The following is an 18,407-nucleotide window of genomic DNA, read 5'->3' as shown; positions in this document are numbered from 1 at the left end:
GTGTTTTAAATGAAAACAAAAAAAGATATAGGCAGGATAATCAATATTTTATCCAATGAACTAAAAAAATCCATGAACAAAGACGCTGCGTGTTACGGTGTAACGGGGATACAAAGCAAAGTGCTTTATTATATCAGCAAACAAAAAAGTGATATATTCCAAAAAGATATAGAAGCACAGTTCCATACAAGCAGAGCCACTGCCAGCGGGTTATTGCAGCTTTTGGAAGAGAATGGACTCATCAGAAGAGAATGCGTAGACTATGATGCAAGGCTCAAAAAAATAATAATAACCCAAAAAGGTCTTGATATCAAAGAGAGTATCGGAAAAGAAATAGATAAAACCGAGGCTAAATTGAAACTGGGTATTTCCGATGATGAGATAGATACTTTTTTAAAGGTATGCGATAAGATGTTGATCAACCTAAGATAATATTTTTTAATTATATAGTTAGGCACCTTACAGTTATGAAGCTAACTTTAATTTAGGAGGTAAAGAAATGTTAAAGACATTGTTCGGTTCTATCAGAGAGTATAAAAAAGATTCTTTGCTAGCACCTTTTTTCGTCATAATAGAAGTCTTCATGGAAGTATTGATCCCATTTTATATGGCTAATATCATTGACCTCGGAATAGAAAAAGGTAACTTAAATTATATTGTTAAGCTGGGTGTTTTTTTATTTGGCATTGCACTGGTTTCACTTATATGCGGTGTCCTTGCCGGTAAATATGCCGCAGGAGCGGCTGCGGGGTTTGCAAAAAATTTGAGAAAGGATATGTTTCATAAGATACAAGACTTTTCTTTTTCAAATATAGATAAATTCTCAACGGCTAGTTTGGTTACCAGACTCACGACCGATGTAACCAACGTACAAATAGCATATCAGATGATAGTAAGAATGCTCATTCGTTCGCCTATTATGTTATTTTTTGCACTTGTGTTTGCAATCAAAATAAATCTTCAGGTTTCGATAGTATTTTTTATCGCAATACCCGTACTGGGCGTTCTGTTATTCTTCATCGCAATCAAAGCACATCCTCACTTCGAGAGAGTATTCAATACATACGATAAATTAAATAATGTTGTGCAGGAAAATGTTACGGGGGTCAGAGTAGTAAAGGCTTATGTAAGAGAAGATTATGAAGTCGAAAAGTTCGGCGGGATATCAAAGCTTATATTCAAGTTTTTTACAAAAGCAGAAAAAATCGTAGCTCTAAATACTCCTATAATGCAGTTTACCATATATACTTGCATCTTGGCTATTTCATACTTGGCTGCAAGACTCATTACTTTCGGTGCTATGACTACGGGAGAACTTACGAGTATGGTCGTTTATGCTTCACAGATACTTTCCAGCCTTATGATACTTTCCATGGTATTCGTTATGGTGCTTATGGCACAGACGTCTGCAGAACGTATCGTGGAGGTTCTTAATGAAGAAAGTAACCTATCTAACGGAGAAAATCCCAAAACAACTGTAAAAGACGGTTCCATCGATTTTGAAAATGTAGATTTCAGCTACGGCGGAGACGGTGATAACCTTCCTTTAAGGGATATAAATTTACATATAGATTCCGGTAAAACGGTGGGTATCATAGGAAGCACCGGCAGCTCAAAGACATCTCTCGTACAGCTTATCCCAAGACTTTATGACGTAACAAAAGGAAGTGTTAAAGTAGGGGGCGTGGATGTAAGAGAGTACGATATAGAAACACTTCGAAACGAAGTTGCGATGGTTTTACAGAAGAATACTCTTTTTGCAGGTACAATTAAAGACAATCTGAGATGGGGAAATGAAAATGCGACCGATGAAGAAATCATAAGAGCATGCAGACTTTCTCAGGCAGATACTTTTATTGAAGAGTTCCCCGATAAATACGATACCAAAATTGAACAGGGAGGTACGAATGTTTCGGGAGGTCAAAAACAGCGTTTATGTATAGCAAGAGCACTTCTTAAAAATCCCAAAATACTTATTTTGGACGATTCGACCAGTGCTGTAGATACCAAAACCGACGCTTTTATAAGAAAATCATTCAGAGAAGAGATCCCTGGGACTACAAAAATAATCATTGCTCAAAGGATATCTTCCGTAGAAGATGCGGATATGATAATCGTAATGGATAACGGAATGATAAATCAAATCGGGACTCATGAAGAACTTATAAAAGAAAATGAAATATATAAAGATGTTTATAATTCTCAAGTGAAGGGAGGTAAAGAATAATGGCTAACAAAGAAGCAAATAAAAGTAATTATATCAAAACTGCCAAGCGACTTTTGGGATATGTATTCAAATCATATAAGCTGGAATTTTTTGTGGTATTTATAGCTATCATAATAAGCTCTGTAGCCAGTATGTCGAGTTCATTATTTTTGATGTATTTGATAGATGATGTCATCACTCCTTTGCTTAAAAGTGCAGTCCCTGACTTTGCGGGCGTACTGAAAGCGGTAATGTTGTTCGGTGTGATTTATTACACCGGTGTACTTTGTACTTTCATTTATTCAAGGCTTATGGTCAATATCGGTCAGGGAGTACTTAAAAAGATAAGAGATGATATGTTTATCCATATGCAGTCTCTTTCCATAAAATATTTCGATACCCATTCTCACGGAGAACTTATGAGTTTATATACAAACGATACTGATACTTTAAGGCAGATGATATGTCAGAGTATCCCTCAGGTCTTCTCTGCGGTCATTACCGTAATAGCGGTATTCTGTGCGATGTTATTCATAAGCATACCTTTGTCTGTACTTGCAGTCTTTATAATAATATTGATGATACTGGCTACAAAAATCGTAGGAGGCAAGAGCGGTAAATACTTTGTAAGTCAGCAAAAGAATTTAGGTGCTTTAGACGGATATGTGGAAGAAATGATGAGCGGACAGAAAGTAGTCAAAGTATTCTGCCATGAAGAAGAAAGCAAAGCTGAATTCGATGAGTTGAATGAAAGTTTATTTGAAAGTGCGGCAAAGGCAAACGGATACGCGAATATAATAATCCCTATAATAGCGAACTTAGGTTACATTCAATATGTACTAACAGCTATATTGGGTGGATATCTTGCTATTTCGGGCGTAGGTGGACTTACCTTAGGTGCCATTGCTTCATTCCTTCAGTTGACAAGAAATTTCAACTTCCCGTTCAGCCAAATCTCAGGGCAGTTCAATTCGATTATAATGGCACTTGCCGGTGCAGAGAGAATATTTAAATTGATAGATGAAGAAAGCGAAGAAGACAACGGATATGTAGGTCTTGTAAATGCTGTTATAGATGAAGACGGAAATGTAGAGGAAAGCGAAAAGCGTACGGGACAGTGGGCTTGGAAACATCCTCATTCCGACGGAAGTGTTACATATACGCCTTTAAGAGGAGACGTAAGGTTTATTGATATGAGTTTCGGGTATAATCTCGATAAAATAGTTTTAAATAAATTAAACCTTTATGCAAAACCGGGACAGAAACTTGCTTTCGTGGGTTCCACTGGTGCAGGAAAGACTACGATAACAAATCTTATTAACAGATTTTACGATGTAACAAAGGGTAAAATAAGATACGACGGTATAAATGTAAATAAAATCAAAAAAGCCGACTTGAGAAGGTCTCTCGGTATAGTTCTTCAGGATACGAACTTATTTACAGGGACCATTATGGATAATATAAGATACGGTAAATTAGATGCTACAAACGAAGAAGTATATGAAGCAGCTAAACTTGTTAATGCGGATAAGTTTATAAATATGCTTCCTCAGGGATATGATACGATGATTTCGGGAACGGGAGAAGAACTCTCACAGGGACAAAGACAGCTACTTTCAATAGCAAGAGCGGCTCTTAATAATCCTCCTGTTTTGATTTTGGATGAAGCCACATCGAGTATCGATACCCGTACCGAAAAAATAGTTCAGGACGGTATGGATGAACTCATGAAAGGCAGGACGGTTTTCGTAATTGCCCACAGGTTATCCACAATACGAAACTCCGATGCAATAATAGTTCTTGAACATGGAACGATTATCGAAAGAGGGGATCATGAACAGCTTATCAATAAGCATGGTACTTATTATAGACTGTATACCGGTGCCTTGGAACTATCATAACTTAATAATAAAAAGACAGCTAATGCTGTCTTTTTTAATTGTCTTTGAGTTTTTTATTTATATTTTCCGCTTCCTTTTTATAATACATATAAAAGAAAAACCATATTGCAAGTGAAATAATTATCCAAAATGCTATTGACAATATTACTGCGCCGAGTCCGAAACCGGTGGGAACCCAGCCTGCCATATAGGCACATATCATATAAATACAAAAGCCTGTTCCCATATGAACGGTGAATTGAAGGAATTTTGATATGTTTTCATAATCGTAAACTATACTCGGAACCGTAAAACCTATCCCGATTATAATCGATAACACAGCCTGCTTTATATAATCCGAAGTACTCATCATAAAAGAATTATCCTGCCCCATTATAAGTGCAATTATAATACCTATTATAGTAAACATCGTACATCCCCAGGCAATCCCGCCTAGTATCAGTTTTATTATTTTTTTCATTTTTATCCCTCCTATAGTCCCAGCTTTTCTTTAAAACTCTTTAAATATCTTCTGGAAATATAATCTTTTACTTTGTTTTTCATTACTATCATCATCGTGCAGTTGAAAGAAGGCTCTACATAATCTATCTTTTTGATATTTACTATGGTGGATTTGGAGATCCTAATAAAATCTTTTCCTAAGAGTTCTTCCACCTCATATAATCTTTTATTCGTATAACATTTTTTATCATTTAAGTATATCGTGGTTCTTCCTTCTTCTGTTCTAATTATTTCCGCTTCGGCTTTATCGATTATTATTATTTTTTCGTTATAATTTCCCGTTATGATATTATCTTTTTTAGATAATATTTCATTGATGTTTTTTATTTCCTCCGTTATCTCATCAGTAAAGATAACTGCGTAGGGTTCTTTTATATTTTTATCAAGTTTAATTTTTACTTTCATATGGATTCCCCTTCCTTAAAATCATAATATAGTATAACTATAATTCTGTCATCTGTTTTTATATAAGAGGTTAGAAATATAGGGTAAGATACAAAAATTAACATATTTAAAGAATATTTATTTAATAAAGAGAAATAATATAGGGATATAAAGTTAAATATAGGAGGATAAAATGGAAGTAGTTATTGATAGAGAAGGCTGTATTTCATGCGGACTTTGCGTTTCAACATGCGAAGATGTATTTCAGTTTGCTGATGACGGGAAAGCCGAAGTTATCAAACAGCCCGAAGGGGAAAATGAAGAAACGATGGCAAGAGAAGCCGCAGAAGGCTGTCCTGTTGCTGTTATTGGTGTAGAATAAGATATAAGGCTCCGCCTTAAAATCCGCCAATTTTTATCCGAAGCAATAAAAATTGGATTTAAATTCTTTCGCTCAAATGGCGCGAGCCTTATAACGCAGCCATATCTCATGAAAAATCTACCCGATTTTTCTATGAGTGGCTGCTACCCCTTCCCATATATTATGTAAGTAGTGTCAATATTTTATGGGGTGGGACATAATAGAATAAAAAAGAGATATAATGTTTATCTCTTTTTTTATTTAAAATTTTTATTTTATAATCTTGTAAAGTTCGTCTTGTTCGGGAGGGGATAATATTTCCTTTTTATTATTTTTAATAGTATAAATTTCTTTTTCTTCCGTTAAATATCCTATAGTGCTTGCGGGGATATTTTCTTTTTTTAAATCTTCAATCAGCTCTTTGTCGTTTTTGGTTATAAATAACATCACACCGCTTGAAATAAGTTTATACGGGTCTATACCGAAATGTTCTGCAATTTTTTTTGTTTCATCCAAAATCAGTATATCGTCAGTATTTATTACGGCTCCGAGGTTTGAATTTGTTGCCATTTCCCAAACTCCTCCGAAAATCCCGCCTTCAGTTGCGTCGTGAAGAAGACTTACTTCATGATTTCTTGCTATCAATCCTTCTTTTATCACGTTAGTGTGATTTATGAGTTCCCTCGTTTTTTCAAACTCTTCTTTTGTTAAGATATTTTTTACTTCTTCTTCTAAATCAAGAGCGGCTATTGCGCTACCTTCAAGTCCCGCATATTTGCTCATGACTACTTTATCTCCCGCACTTGGCAAAAATTCTTTTCGCTTTTCTTTTCTTCCTATACATACACCGCTTAAAATAAATTTATTTACGCTGGAAGTGACTTCCGTATGACCTCCTATGAGATCCACATTATTTTCATCGCAAGTCAAAAGGATATCATCGATTATTTCTTCCACATCTTTTATTTTTGCATATGTTGGGATAAGCATGGTTATCATTATAGCTACCGGTCTTGCCATTGCGGTAGCTATATCGTTGCAGGAAATATTTACGCATAGTTTTCCAATGCCGTTCTTGCTTCCTGTAATAGGGTCGGTGGAAATAATGAATAAATCATTTTGAAAGTCCAGCATGGCTGTATCTTTTCCTATACCCGCACCTATTTTTACTTCTTTATTTTTTATTTTGATTTTATTAAATAAAATTTTTTCCAATGTTTCGTTTGATAATTTTCCGTTTTTCATATTTTAATTTTTCTCCGTCTGATTTATAAATATTTTATCACATTTTGGTTAATACTCATAGTGAATACTTTTTAGGAGATTTTTAATGAATATCAACTGTACTTTGGACTGCAAACATCAAGAAAGCGGGATGTGTACTTTATATAAAGTTCCCCTTTATATTTCCGGACTAAGTGAAAAATGTATGTACTATTTACCAAAAGATGAGAATAAGATTTTAAAGAGTAATGAACATGATAAAATCCATTTAAAATAAATGGATTTTTTTTATGTTCATAAGTCAAATTAAGTTGAAAAATAGTATATATTTTGTTATTATAACGGTGTGTGTAACAAAAGGAAAAATGGAAGTAAACATTAGTTTTAACATGTCTTATATTAACTTGGAGGTAATTAGGAAGTTATGGAAAATTTAGACCCAAAAAAAGTATTAGCAGATTTAACTAAAAATGCTAATAAGTACTGCGGTGCTGTAAATCCGATTTGTTTGGATGATTATGTAGCATTCGGCGGCTATGAAGCGAGCAGTAAAGTTGTTAATAATGAAGTGGATGTTATCAGTATCCTTAAGGATGCAAACCTTGTAGCCAGAAAAAAATTAAATGAGCTATGTGCCGATAGGTGGAGCGGAGCCGAAACCGTTGTATGCGAAACGGAAGATCCTATGGCTACTCTTGATTTAAAAGTTCAAACGGAAGCTCCTCATGTGATCGTGGAAGCTATGATAATTTTTATGCATGTAAATAATGCTAAAAAAGGTGTTATCGTTGTAAATGATGAACTTGCATATAATAGGCTCAATAAAGCTGTAACCGATGCGAAGAATGCTGGTCTTAACGATAAAGATATTATTGTAAGTAAAGTATCCATAGACGGTTTAAAAGAAAATGCACAGCTTCTTGCAAATGTAGTTGCAATCGTACAAAACAGTTATAAACCTGCTCCTGCAAAAGGATTAAAGGGAGTTGCTATCGGAGGAAAAGTTAAAAATCCCGGCGTATATGAAATCGAAGACGGAACTACATACAGAAAATTAATAGAAGAAATAGCAGGCGGAGCCACAGGAAAAGTTAAAGCAATCAAAGTCGGTGCTCCTTACGGGGAATATTTATCCAGTGATATATTAGACGAAAAAATCAATTTCATGTCTCTTATGATGAACGGTATGGTAAGGGGTACCGCACTTATCGTAGTATTGGATGAAAGTACCGATATGGCAAAAGAAATTTCTGATTATCTTGGATTTTTATTAAATGTTTCCTGCGGAAAATGTTTTCCTTGTAAAGTCGGAACGAAGAGAATGGATGAAATGGTAAAAGAAGTTGTAAAGGGAAATGCAACTAAAGAAAACTACAATATGATAAAATCTATTGCGGTGAACATGAACATAGGTACACTTTGCCCTATAGGTCAAAAAGGTGCGGTTCCTGTTTTGACGGCTTTAGAAAATTTCAGAGACGATTTTATAAAGGAATAGTTAGGAGTATTAAAAAATGGTAAATTTAAAAATAAATAATGTTGATGTTAGCGTAGAAGAAAAAACAACTATCCTTGAAGCTGCAAGACAAATAGGTATCAACATTCCGACTTTATGTTTCTTGGAACATAATAAAATCGGAGCTTGCAGAATGTGTGTTGTTGAAATCAAGGGTTCCGATGTTCTCAGAAGTGCATGTAACTTCCCTGTAAAAGAAGGAATGGAAGTTTTTACGAATTCTCCTAAAGTAAGAGAATCGAGAAAAAATACTTTGGAACTTACTTTATCCGACCATAACAGAGACTGTACGACATGTATAAGAAGCGGGAACTGTGAACTTCAAACTTTGGCGAACGACTTGGGAGTAAACACGGTTCCGTTCAAAGGAGATTTTTCTTCGGATACATATGATGATAAATCACTTTCTGTAGTAAGAGACGAATCAAAGTGTATTTTCTGTAAAAGATGTATAAATACTTGTGCTAAGATACAAGGTATCGGGGCTTTGATAGGTAAAGACAACGGATTTGATTCTAAATCAAGACCTGTAAAAGGAGATGTCCTTGCTGATACGAATTGTATAAACTGCGGACAATGTATCATAAACTGTCCTGTGGGTGCATTGACTGAAAAAGTTAATGTTGATGAAGTTTGGGAAGCACTAAGTGATGAAAACAAACATGTTGTTGTTCAGCCTGCTCCTGCGGTAAGAGCCGCTTTGGGCGAAGAATTCGGATATGAAATCGGAACAGATGTTACAGGTAAAATGGTTGCTTCAATGAGAAGACTCGGCTTTGATAAAGTATTCGATACTGATTTCGGTGCTGATATGACTATTATGGAAGAAGCCTATGAACTTGTTGACAGAGTTACAAACGGAGGAACTCTTCCTATGGTTACAAGCTGCTGTCCTGCATGGGTAAAAATGTGTGAACAGGAATATCCGGAACTTTTGGATAACCTGTCTTCGTGTAAATCTCCTCAGGCTATGACAGGCGCTTTGATCAAAACTCATTATGCAGAAGTAAATAACATTGATCCTAAAGATATTTATGTGGTAAGCGTTATGCCTTGTGTTGCTAAGAAATTCGAAGTAGCAAGGGAACAACTTAAAGAAGATGATTTATTCGACAGCGATGTATGTATCACAACGAGAGAACTTGCAAGAATGATAAAAGAAGCGGGTATAGACTTCAAAAACTTGGATGATGAAGATTTCGACCCTATCTACGGAGAAAGTTCCGGAGCAGGCGTAATCTTCGGTGCAACGGGCGGTGTTATGGAAGCAGCTGCAAGAACAGCCGTTGAAGCCATAACAGGCGAAGTATGCGAAAATGTTGACTATGAAGCTGTAAGAGGATTGGACGGACTTAAAGAAGCAACTATAACCGCCGGAGATAAAGAAATAAAAGTTGCTGTAGTACACGGCGGTGCAAATATTAAAAAGCTTATGGATAAAGTTAAAAAAGGCGAAGCGGATTATGACTTTATCGAATGTATGGCTTGTATTGGAGGCTGTGTAAACGGAGGAGGACAACCTATCGTTAATTCTCAGCTTATAAATGCAGGATTATCTCTTCCACAGGAAAGAGCAAAAGTCCTTTATAACCAAGATAAAAATGTAAGACCTGTCAGAAAATCTCATGAAAATCCATCAGTTCAAAAAGTATATAAAGAATTCTTGGAAAAACCAAATTCACATAAAGCTCATGAAATACTTCATACTACATACGTAGACAGAAGCAATGACTTTGTAAAATAATAAAAAAATTAAGGACCTTGCATTTGAGGTCCTTTTTTATTGTTAATTTTATTAAATTATATTGTTATTAAAATTATGATCGATATTTAATTTTATTTATCTTAATAATTACTTATTTGAAGTTAGAGAACTAATGGTTTATTCATATTAAGAGTTTTAATTTTTGATTATATCTTATTACCTAACTTATAAATGTAAATATTAAACAAATCATTATTATTAATGTCGGGAGGATTCTGGTCAAATCACTTTGAAGATCATCTGCTTTTTGGGGGCTTCTGATCTTTATAATGAATTTATATAATATATATCCGATGACAGCTCCGAAAATATTGGTAACTAAATCATTTATATCAGTTGCTCTGTATAGAGTAAACAGCTGGCTTATTTCAATCATTAATGATAATCCAAAGGCAAAGTATATTACCTTTGCCGGGCTTTTGTAGGAACGACTGAGCATTGGGAGTAAAAATCCTAAAGGTACAAAGCAAAAGATATTTAGTATAAATTCTGCTCCAATTCCATTATCCAAGGGGATTAAGTTGATATTTGGATTGAAAAAGGGTTCTCCCAAGCGCGATAATCTAAAGAATTCTTTTAGTGTCGGTATCCCAACAACATTATTAAATAATAGACATATATAATAGTACATTAAAACAGAACATATTATTATTTTAGTCTTAGGTAATTCTGTGTTGTTTTTAAAAGCTATATATAAAAATATACAAATTGGTAATAACCCAATAATAAATACAGGTTTTAAATATAATGTATCCATAATAGCTTCAAATAAACTTAATTGAATTTGCATAGTGAAATTCCTGCTTTCTTATTTTTATAATTTTTTTAAGAATAAAAACAAAGCTAATTATAAACTTTTAAAAGTATAAGAAGTATAATAACAATTATCATCATAATACTTCCTAGAATTATAATAATTTTATTTGTGAGTCCTTCTTTTCTGAATATTGATTTTAATAAATTATATATACCTATTCCTAAAATCCCTCCGATCACATTATATATTATGTCGGTTATATCACTTGCGCCTATTGCAAGGATATATTGAAGCGCTTCGAAACAAAAACTAACGAGAGAGAATGATACTATATTTTTAAAAAATGAATTATGCGGTAAAAGGATCTTTAAAAATAATCCGAAAGGAATAAATAATATCATATTTCCAAAAATATCAAGCTTATTATATACACCTTCAAATAGATCGTTGAATGGTATCAAGTTTATACTTCTTGAGAAGTATCTACCGTCTTCGAATAGTCCCACGGGCGTCACATACTTGAATAATATATTGCTTAATAAAAAGTAAATATAAAATCCTATTATCAAATATAATAAAATCTTCCAAACGGATACATATCTTTCGCTTTTCATGATCTTCCCTCCTTATACCAAAAATATAGCATAAACTTTTTAGGATATTATTTAGAAAATATTAATATATTATGAAGATAATTCATATAAAAAAGACTTAAGCTTTAATTTGCTTAAATCTTTTCATTTTAAGTTATTAATTTAATAAATTTTCTATTTCTATAGTTTCCTCTTTATCTTTTTTATCACTTTTTATGAATAAATAAACCCCTGATAAAATGATAAGACCTCCAATGATTTGGAAAGGAAGTACTTTTTCGCCGAATACCAGAAAATCATAAAAGGTACAAAATAAAGGTCCGGTGAGACTTACTACACTTACTACCGTTGCGGAAACGTACTTTACGCATATATTCATTATTGCGTGTCCCAGTATTGTGCAGAAAAACGTAAGTCCGAAGCAGTTTAGATACATCATTGCCGGATAGCCGGTAAAAGGTGTTTTTGTTATTATTGCGCCCAAACCTAAAATCACTGCACATGTAGTAAATAATATAGCAAGGAACGTATATTCTTTGACTCTTTTAAGTACTCCTCTCGAACATAATAAGTAAGCACAAAAGAATAAAGCCGTCATCATTGAAATTATAAATCCTATGAAAGAATTATTTCCTTTTGAATTCAAATAAGTAAATATCCCTATGAAGAGGATACCTATTATTGCTGCTATCATTCCAAGAATACTTTTATTATTTATGGTTTCTTTAAATAAAAAGTAGGATGCTATCGCTATAACGATTGGCTGAACCGCACTTGTTATGGTTGCTATAAATCCGTTTGTGTACATAAGGGAAGAAAAATAACAAAGAAAGTGTAGTGCCATAAATATTCCTGCGAGCATACTAAATAATTTTTCTTTAGTCGTTAAAGTAAGAAAGTGTTTTCCTTCCTTATATAAAGCAAAAGGCACTACGATCAGTGCTGAAAACCCTAATCTATAGAACCCTATTATAATCGGCATGGCACCAAAGCTTAGTGCATTCTTGGTAAAAATCACAGCAGTATTGGCAAACATGATCGAAAGTACCAATATGATGTAAAATTTTTTATTTTTATTATCCATTGCCCGTCTCGTATATGATTTTAGGCTACACACCCACCATCGACATGATAAAATCAAATGCTTTCCCATAAGTGAACTCAAGCCAGGTAGTTTCGGGGCACATCATAGCACTTACTTACCACTGCTTGCTCTCGCACCTGGTGGAGTTTGTAAGGTATGATTGCACGAAGCCCAACTCTCAACATCCAAGTATGGGTGCAAACCTTAATTTTACCAGCCTCAAAGTGGGAATTCAGTCTTGCTGCAGCGGATTGCAAGTACAGGGCACCGCTAACTCCCCACCTAGTGTAGCTAGTTATAAATTATAGATTTTTTCTTCTCTTAAGTCAAGTAAAATAAAGGATATTTTTATACTCCACTGTATATTGTGGTGGCAAAAATTACATTCCACAATCGTTCTTCAAAATTTGACAAAATACTTTATTTAAGGTATATTTTAAATACTATAAATCTTTAAAGGATGTGATTATTGTAGTATGAAAAATAAACTTTTAGAAAAATTAAATACTATAAAAAAATCAAAATCGGAAAAAGACATTAATGAAAATAGTATAAATGAAATAAAATCCGAAACAGAAAATATTCAAGATATTGAAGACGAAAAATTGAATGATTTAGTTGATATCGAAGAAACAAATAAAGATGTTGATTTAGATAAAGCATATGACGATAATGTTTCTTCAAAAGATGAAAGTATAATATCGAAAGAATCATTTGATGAGGGAAAAGAGAGAGTATCTGTGAACGAAGAAATAGACGATGATACTCTTAAGGCAAAAAAACTTATCGAAGAAGAAAATATGGATGTTATCGAAGCTTTGGAGCATTTGGATAAAATGGATGAAGCCGAAGAAGTAGATGAAAATGCTAATAAGAAAAAAGCAAAAGATTATTTAAATAAAAAATTGATACCTATTTGCATTTGCTTTTTTATAACCGCTATGGTCGGTCTTTCCGCACTTCTTATAAATATGTCTACTCTTAACATAAGTATAATCGTGGATGATGAAAAACCCGTAAGTGTAAAACAAATAGGTACTTTGACTACGTCACAGGCTCTTGCAAAAGCAGGTATTTCGCCATCAAGCAAAGATACCATATCAAAACCCTTAGATGCGGAACTTAAAAATAATGACGTTATAAATATTACAAGTGCGGATAAAGTTTTGGTTACCAATGGTAAGAAAATAGTAAAAGTCGATACCGGACTGACAAATAAAAAAGATATTGTCAAGCAGGCAAATTTTAAAGTAGATAAAAATAAAAAAGTATCTTCCATAAAGCATAAGAATACTTCAGTATATGCGGTACTTGATAAAAATCAAAAACTTGTCAACAAGACACAAAAAGTAAAATATAAAACTGTTTATAAAGAAGTAGATACTCTTGACGGCGAAGATGAAAAAGTAGTAAAGGAAGGACAAAACGGTAAACTTAGTTTTATAAGCGTTGTGACTACGAATTCCAAGGGAAAAGTCGTTAACACAACTCATTTGACTAAGACAGTGGTTAAACCGGTTCAAAACAAAATCGTTGAAGTAGCGAAAGATTCCGATGATACCATAATGCTTCCTGATGCAGACGGAAAGGCTCCGGTTAAGTACAATCAAAAGATAACAGTTAACGTTACAGCTTACTGTGGATGTGCGGTGTGCTGCGGTAAATCTACCGGAAGAACCGCAAGCGGTACATATGCCACTGCGAACAGGACAATAGCGGCTTGGAGCGGACTTCCTTTCGGGACCAAGGTTTATTTCCCATCTATGGCAAACAGACCTAACGGAGGTATATACACTGTTGAAGACAGAGGAGGGGCTATAACTTCGGGAAGGATTGATATTTACTTCTCTTCTCACTCGGAAGCATTGGCTTTTGGAAGAAGGACAATGGACGCATACATACTTAAATAAAATATAACACATTGGATATCCAATGTGTTTTGTTTTATTTAATGTGACTTTGATTTTCACTTTTTTACTATTTTACTGACTGCTATTACTATTATCAGTGATAATATATTTGACATTACAATCCTTATGATTTGTAGTTCGTCTATTCCAGTAGATGATACTACATGGATAGTATTTGATATAAAGTTATTAAAGAAATGTTCGGACATATTTATCCATAGTGTACCCGTCATTGAAACACAAAGTCCCCATTCTATTCCGAGTATTCCCGCAAGTACTATATAGCCTATCCCCATTACTACAGCTGTCTGTAAATTCATCGTTTTATCATATAGACTCACCGCAACCATGACAAAATGCCATATCCCAAATAGCAGTGCCTGGATATAATTTGCAGTTTTGCAAGAATATTTTTTTTGTCCCAGGTTAAGGAACAATCCTCTAAACAGTCCTTCTTCCGCAGCTGCATTTAGTATATTTACTACTATACATATCATAACGGCGGTTAACGACGCATTAAGACTGTTAGATGCACCAGTCAGTGCGAAATTTGTAATAAAAAATTTTATGGAAGGGCTATGTCCATTTACCGTTAATATCAGTATTTCTATAAAATATGAAATGGTAAAAGTTATTATTCCCAAAGATATTCCATAAATTATTCCTTTTAGTATTCCTTTAAATTTAAATCCTATATCTGAAAATTTAAGCTGGAAACTTTTCAGTGAAATAAATAATATAAAGACTATGAATATCTTGGTTATGATATTGTCCGCTATAAAAGTCATATCTGTTCTTATGAATAAAAATTCTATATATTCCACAGCTGAACAAATAAAAAATAATAAAAGAATCGTTTTCATGATTTTTTTATTTTTCAATTTTAAAATCTCTCAATATATTTTCTATTTGTTCATCAATTATTTTTTCATTTAATGGTATTACTAAACTTGAGATTCTAAGTCCTTCAAGAAGGAAAATTATATGATTTATTGTTTTGTTTATTTCCACCTTGAATTCTTTATTTTTGATTCCATTTTGAATAATTTTATATAGTGTTTCATAAGCTATGCTGTATTTTTTACTTAGATTTAAATTTTCTTTATTATTAAATTTATAAAATATATATTCGTATGTAGCTACTATTAAGTTGTTATTTTTATTAAGAAGTTCTTTTTTTACTTCTTCAAGAAAATATTTTATTATATCTAAATTTGATAAATTTTGAGATATTAAAAGTAAAGATTTATCATTATTTTCTTCTTTTTTTATGACCTCTTCAAAAATTTCTTGTGTATTTTTAAAATATAGATATATACCGCCTCTGCTGATATTACATCTATCAATAATATCTTTCATGGTTACATCTTTAAACCCCTTTTCTTTAAATACCTCAATCGCATTATCAACTATAAATTGTTTTTTATCCTCTGATTTGCTCATTATATTCCTCCTGTAATAAAATGACACTAATGTCATAAATTAATCATATGACATTAGTGTCATTTTGTCAATTAAAAATAATAAATAAAAAAGGATAGAATAATCTATCCCTTTACTTTGATACTTCTTTTTCTTCAAAAGATGATGTGAAAGCATCTATAACTTTGTTATTATCATATGATATAACATATATCAAATAATTGTTGTTTTCATAATAGCTTCTGTTTACCACTAAATTATATTCTGTCTGATTTTGACCTTTCCACGTATTTTCATATCCGATCATATAATTATCTATGGATTTTTTAACTTCTTCTTTTTTATCCGGCTTTACTTTTGCAAGTATATATAGATTGCTTTTTGTCCTCAATGCGGATTGTCTTATTATCAGTTCTTCTAACATGCTTTCGTCTATTTTATAGATTTTATTGATTTCTTTCTCGTTCGGAGAAGTCATATTATAAAATATTGGAACATTTTTATTATCCTTTTCATATGTAAGTTCCTCTATTATATTAGCTGTCTTTCTGAGATTTAAAGTAGTTATATATTCTTTTTTACCGCATCCCATAAATAATGTAGCACAAAATATAGTGACTATTGATAAAATAGCTATTCTTCTTTTCATTTATTCCCCTCGTTTTAAAATTTCATCGGCGATATTAGTTATAATAGTATCAACATTTAAATTTTTAATATAATTATATTCTCTTAAAGTATTAATAGTATAACAATTTACTTCAATATTACATTCTCTCGCTTTATCCATTATATTTTCATCAATGCATAAAAATTGTGGATGTATGGCGTCAAAGCTATTTTCTTTTGCATAATTTATTATATTTTCAAAAAAGCCTTCATATAATGCTCCGACTTTTAATGTTTTATCTATTTCTTTTATATTTTTAAGTGCTCTGTGGTCGAATGAAGAAAATATGGTATAGTCTTCCATATTATAATCCTTTATCATATTTACTGTTTTGTGTTCAATATCATTATAAAGGTATGAAGAGCTTTTTAATTCTACGTTTAAGTTTATATCAGTATCGGTAAATAAATCAAGTACCTCTTCAAACAGAGGTATATTATCTTCATTATTTATTTTGATTTTTTTGATTTCGTCATATGTAAGTTCTCCTATATATTCATTGATATCACACATTCTTTCCAGTGTGAAGTCATGAAAAACCACTAACTTATTATCTTTTGTTAAATGTACATCAAGTTCGATACTGTCTATATCATATTTCATAGCTTCTTTAAACGAACTTATTGTATTTTCTGTCTTTTGTTTTAGCATTCCTCTATGTGCGCATATTTTTGACATATTATTCACCTTCTTTGCTCTAATATATATTACTTAAGAGGTAAAGTAAATAGGTTTAATGTTTTCATAATTTATATTTAATGGAATATAAATAATTATAAGTAAGTAGGAGGAGAATATGATAGATTTAGTAAATAAAGAGTTTGTTAACCTTGGAAATAACAGTGCGAATTTGATTTGTGATATAAAAGAAAAAAATGATACTTTTGAAATAAATTTAAAATTGGAGAATTTGCCTGTCAGCGAATATGCGGTGGTATTTATAATGAATACTAAAGAATATACTTCTGCTATATTTGAAGTTAAGAGTTTAAAATCGGAAAATAAAAAAATAAATGTTGAAAAAGAAAAAGTCAAAACCTTCGATAAAATAGAAATAGTTGATATTTATTCCGGAGATGTTTTGTTTGAGTATGTTAAAGAGGAAGAGATTGAAAACTCGGAAGAAGAAAAGGAAATTGAAATCCCTTTTTTAAAAAATAATGAAACTATAAACGATGAAAAAGAAATCGTAAAAGAAGATATAACGATAATAAAAGAAGAAAAAAACGAGAATAATAATAACATAGAAGAAGTCAAAGAAGAAATCAAAAATGAAATTTATGAAAATGAAGACGAAAGTTTCGAAAAAGAAGAAATAACTGATTTTAAAGAGGAAAAAGTTATAGATAAAAAATATGAAATTATAAACGAAGAAATAAACAGTCCTATCACCGAAAAAGATATGAAAAAAAATATTTCTTTAGAAAATGAAGTTCGAAATACTGAAGAGGATGTCGAAGCATTAAGAGGATTATTTGAAATTTTTTCACCAAAAAACAAAGATAATTCAGATGACGACAATCATGAATTTGAAGCTGCCATAGATAATATCAGTGATGATAATTCTAATGAGAAAAAAAATGATGAATTTGAGTTTGTTGAAGAAAAAACTGAATTAGAAAAAGAAGAAGTTCCAAAAGTAGTTATAAATGCAAATGATGTTTTGGTAGAAGACATTATGGAGGAATTTCAAGTAGATAATCTTCCTAAAGTGGAGGGAGATCATAAATTTTTTATCGTTGATGAAACAGATGAAAGATTAAATGATATCAACATTATATATAATGGTTTTGTAATGCCTATGCTATATCCTTATATGGGATATAAAAATTTAGAACTGGAAAACGCGATTTTACCTAATTGGATTTTTGGAAAACTATTCGAAGACGGAGAAATAAAGTATTATGTTTACGGGATTTTGGGAAGTAAAAATGATAAGACACAGCCGTTTTTAGGCTCAACTGGATTTATTTATTATGAGCCGAGTGCTTATGACGGTTTTGGATACTGGCTTATGTATATAAGTGAAAAAACAGGTAAAATATGCCTTCTTTAATATACAAATAATACTTTATAATCAAGTTATTACCAGCATATAAAAATCCTTCTTTTT

General features: G+C 32.2%; 19 protein-coding genes and 1 other RNA gene. 9 read left to right on the top strand and 11 right to left on the bottom strand.

The features are described from left to right. Window positions 1–9 precede the first annotated feature (9 nt). The 3 genes from ANASTE_RS07190 to ANASTE_RS07180 all read left to right on the top strand — a co-directional run bounded on the left by ANASTE_RS07190 (window position 10) and on the right by ANASTE_RS07180 (window position 4,107). Entirely contained in the window at window positions 10–432 is a 423-nt protein-coding gene (locus ANASTE_RS07190) for a MarR family winged helix-turn-helix transcriptional regulator (protein ID WP_007050327.1), read from the top strand. Between the two features lie 67 nt (window positions 433–499). Then, entirely contained in the window at window positions 500–2,227 is a 1,728-nt protein-coding gene (locus ANASTE_RS07185; RefSeq protein WP_007050326.1) for an ABC transporter ATP-binding protein, read from the top strand. Continuing rightward, window positions 2,227–4,107, top strand: a complete 1,881-nt coding sequence (locus tag ANASTE_RS07180; protein WP_007050325.1) for an ABC transporter ATP-binding protein — start codon at window positions 2,227–2,229, stop codon at window positions 4,105–4,107. The genes ANASTE_RS07185 and ANASTE_RS07180 overlap by 1 nt, the downstream gene beginning before the upstream one ends. A gap of 34 nt (window positions 4,108–4,141) precedes the next feature. On the opposite strand, the gene ANASTE_RS07175 is transcribed toward ANASTE_RS07180, so the two are convergent. Beyond that, complete coding sequence (locus tag ANASTE_RS07175) at window positions 4,142–4,567, bottom strand: DUF3021 domain-containing protein (RefSeq protein WP_007050324.1); 426 nt, start codon at window positions 4,565–4,567, stop codon at window positions 4,142–4,144. Between the two features lie 11 nt (window positions 4,568–4,578). Then, window positions 4,579–5,013, bottom strand: coding sequence for a LytTR family DNA-binding domain-containing protein (locus ANASTE_RS07170; protein WP_007050323.1), 435 nt, complete (start codon window positions 5,011–5,013; stop codon window positions 4,579–4,581). A gap of 172 nt (window positions 5,014–5,185) precedes the next feature. Here ANASTE_RS07170 and ANASTE_RS07165 point away from each other — a divergent pair, with 172 nt between their 5' ends. Continuing rightward, entirely contained in the window at window positions 5,186–5,374 is a 189-nt protein-coding gene (locus ANASTE_RS07165) for a ferredoxin (RefSeq protein ID WP_007050322.1), read from the top strand. 249 nt (window positions 5,375–5,623) lie between these two features. Here the strand turns inward: ANASTE_RS07165 and ANASTE_RS07160 are convergent, their stop codons facing one another. Beyond that, window positions 5,624–6,598, bottom strand: coding sequence for an AIR synthase family protein (locus ANASTE_RS07160; protein ID WP_007050321.1), 975 nt, complete (start codon window positions 6,596–6,598; stop codon window positions 5,624–5,626). Window positions 6,599–6,683: 85 nt separating this feature from the next. On the opposite strand from ANASTE_RS07160, the gene ANASTE_RS11960 reads away from it, so the two are divergent. From ANASTE_RS11960 to ANASTE_RS07150, 3 genes are all read left to right on the top strand, one after another. Then, window positions 6,684–6,854, top strand: coding sequence for a hypothetical protein (locus tag ANASTE_RS11960; protein WP_007050320.1), 171 nt, complete (start codon window positions 6,684–6,686; stop codon window positions 6,852–6,854). 147 nt (window positions 6,855–7,001) lie between these two features. Then, complete coding sequence (locus ANASTE_RS07155) at window positions 7,002–8,075, top strand: NADH-ubiquinone oxidoreductase-F iron-sulfur binding region domain-containing protein (RefSeq protein ID WP_007050318.1); 1,074 nt, start codon at window positions 7,002–7,004, stop codon at window positions 8,073–8,075. Between the two features lie 16 nt (window positions 8,076–8,091). Beyond that, the gene (locus ANASTE_RS07150) at window positions 8,092–9,837 is read left to right on the top strand and encodes an NADH-dependent [FeFe] hydrogenase, group A6 (protein ID WP_007050317.1); all 1,746 of its coding nucleotides are present in this window, start codon (window positions 8,092–8,094) and stop codon (window positions 9,835–9,837) included. Between the two features lie 181 nt (window positions 9,838–10,018). On the opposite strand, the gene ANASTE_RS07145 is transcribed toward ANASTE_RS07150, so the two are convergent. The 4 genes from ANASTE_RS07145 to ffs form a co-directional block, all read right to left on the bottom strand. Next, complete coding sequence (locus tag ANASTE_RS07145) at window positions 10,019–10,648, bottom strand: VanZ family protein (RefSeq protein ID WP_007050316.1); 630 nt, start codon at window positions 10,646–10,648, stop codon at window positions 10,019–10,021. Window positions 10,649–10,701: 53 nt separating this feature from the next. Continuing rightward, window positions 10,702–11,229 (bottom strand): VanZ family protein, encoded by a 528-nt coding sequence (locus ANASTE_RS07140; protein WP_007050315.1) that lies wholly within the window; start codon window positions 11,227–11,229, stop codon window positions 10,702–10,704. 136 nt (window positions 11,230–11,365) lie between these two features. Further along, window positions 11,366–12,292 carry a DMT family transporter gene (locus ANASTE_RS07135; protein WP_007050314.1) on the bottom strand — a complete coding sequence of 309 codons (927 nt, stop codon included), beginning with the start codon at window positions 12,290–12,292 and terminating at the stop codon, window positions 11,366–11,368. Between the two features lie 25 nt (window positions 12,293–12,317). Continuing rightward, window positions 12,318–12,583: signal recognition particle sRNA large type (ffs, locus tag ANASTE_RS11750), an RNA gene on the bottom strand. 185 nt (window positions 12,584–12,768) lie between these two features. Between ffs and ANASTE_RS07130 the strand changes: the two genes are divergently transcribed. After that, entirely contained in the window at window positions 12,769–14,202 is a 1,434-nt protein-coding gene (locus tag ANASTE_RS07130) for a 3D domain-containing protein (RefSeq protein ID WP_007050313.1), read from the top strand. A gap of 56 nt (window positions 14,203–14,258) precedes the next feature. On the opposite strand, the gene ANASTE_RS07125 is transcribed toward ANASTE_RS07130, so the two are convergent. The 4 genes from ANASTE_RS07125 to ANASTE_RS07110 all read right to left on the bottom strand — a co-directional run bounded on the left by ANASTE_RS07125 (window position 14,259) and on the right by ANASTE_RS07110 (window position 16,972). After that, on the bottom strand, window positions 14,259–15,083 hold the full coding sequence (locus tag ANASTE_RS07125) for a CPBP family intramembrane glutamic endopeptidase (protein ID WP_007050312.1): 825 nt from the start codon (window positions 15,081–15,083) through the stop codon (window positions 14,259–14,261). Continuing rightward, window positions 15,073–15,672, bottom strand: coding sequence for a TetR/AcrR family transcriptional regulator (locus ANASTE_RS07120; RefSeq protein ID WP_198004108.1), 600 nt, complete (start codon window positions 15,670–15,672; stop codon window positions 15,073–15,075). The genes ANASTE_RS07125 and ANASTE_RS07120 overlap by 11 nt, the downstream gene beginning before the upstream one ends. Window positions 15,673–15,757: 85 nt before the next feature. Then, window positions 15,758–16,273: a DUF4358 domain-containing protein gene (locus ANASTE_RS07115; protein WP_007050310.1), complete on the bottom strand. Its 516-nt coding sequence runs from the start codon at window positions 16,271–16,273 to the stop codon at window positions 15,758–15,760. Next, a complete protein-coding gene (locus ANASTE_RS07110) occupies window positions 16,274–16,972 on the bottom strand; it encodes a glycerophosphodiester phosphodiesterase (protein ID WP_007050309.1) in 699 nt (232 codons plus the stop codon). It lies immediately after the preceding gene. Window positions 16,973–17,090: 118 nt separating this feature from the next. Between ANASTE_RS07110 and ANASTE_RS07105 the strand changes: the two genes are divergently transcribed. After that, complete coding sequence (locus tag ANASTE_RS07105; protein WP_007050308.1) at window positions 17,091–18,350, top strand: hypothetical protein; 1,260 nt, start codon at window positions 17,091–17,093, stop codon at window positions 18,348–18,350. Window positions 18,351–18,407: the final 57 nt, after the last annotated feature.

The organism is Anaerofustis stercorihominis DSM 17244, from assembly GCF_000154825.1.
Lineage (GTDB): Bacteria > Bacillota > Clostridia > Eubacteriales > Anaerofustaceae > Anaerofustis > Anaerofustis stercorihominis.
The sequence above is the reverse complement of the archived record's forward strand: the minus strand, read 5'-3'. Positions and strand labels throughout refer to the sequence as shown.

Excerpts from the sequence above, each read along its gene's own strand:
- ANASTE_RS07135 (WP_007050314.1), bottom strand. The coding sequence starts at position 12,292 with ATGGATAATAAAAATAAAAAATTTTACATCATATTGGTACTTTCGATC.
- ANASTE_RS07155 (WP_007050318.1), top strand. The coding sequence starts at position 7,002 with ATGGAAAATTTAGACCCAAAAAAAGTATTAGCAGATTTAACTAAAAAT.
- ANASTE_RS07170 (WP_007050323.1), bottom strand. The coding sequence starts at position 5,013 with ATGAAAGTAAAAATTAAACTTGATAAAAATATAAAAGAACCCTACGCA.
- ANASTE_RS07115 (WP_007050310.1), bottom strand. The coding sequence starts at position 16,273 with ATGAAAAGAAGAATAGCTATTTTATCAATAGTCACTATATTTTGTGCT.
- ANASTE_RS07175 (WP_007050324.1), bottom strand. The coding sequence starts at position 4,567 with ATGAAAAAAATAATAAAACTGATACTAGGCGGGATTGCCTGGGGATGT.
- ANASTE_RS07105 (WP_007050308.1), top strand. The coding sequence starts at position 17,091 with ATGATAGATTTAGTAAATAAAGAGTTTGTTAACCTTGGAAATAACAGT.
- ANASTE_RS07165 (WP_007050322.1), top strand. The coding sequence starts at position 5,186 with ATGGAAGTAGTTATTGATAGAGAAGGCTGTATTTCATGCGGACTTTGC.
- ANASTE_RS11960 (WP_007050320.1), top strand. The coding sequence starts at position 6,684 with ATGAATATCAACTGTACTTTGGACTGCAAACATCAAGAAAGCGGGATG.
- ANASTE_RS07185 (WP_007050326.1), top strand. The coding sequence starts at position 500 with ATGTTAAAGACATTGTTCGGTTCTATCAGAGAGTATAAAAAAGATTCT.
- ANASTE_RS07180 (WP_007050325.1), top strand. The coding sequence starts at position 2,227 with ATGGCTAACAAAGAAGCAAATAAAAGTAATTATATCAAAACTGCCAAG.
- ANASTE_RS07145 (WP_007050316.1), bottom strand. The coding sequence starts at position 10,648 with ATGCAAATTCAATTAAGTTTATTTGAAGCTATTATGGATACATTATAT.
- ANASTE_RS07190 (WP_007050327.1), top strand. The coding sequence starts at position 10 with ATGAAAACAAAAAAAGATATAGGCAGGATAATCAATATTTTATCCAAT.
- ANASTE_RS07160 (WP_007050321.1), bottom strand. The coding sequence starts at position 6,598 with ATGAAAAACGGAAAATTATCAAACGAAACATTGGAAAAAATTTTATTT.
- ANASTE_RS07130 (WP_007050313.1), top strand. The coding sequence starts at position 12,769 with ATGAAAAATAAACTTTTAGAAAAATTAAATACTATAAAAAAATCAAAA.
- ANASTE_RS07140 (WP_007050315.1), bottom strand. The coding sequence starts at position 11,229 with ATGAAAAGCGAAAGATATGTATCCGTTTGGAAGATTTTATTATATTTG.
- ANASTE_RS07110 (WP_007050309.1), bottom strand. The coding sequence starts at position 16,972 with ATGTCAAAAATATGCGCACATAGAGGAATGCTAAAACAAAAGACAGAA.
- ANASTE_RS07150 (WP_007050317.1), top strand. The coding sequence starts at position 8,092 with ATGGTAAATTTAAAAATAAATAATGTTGATGTTAGCGTAGAAGAAAAA.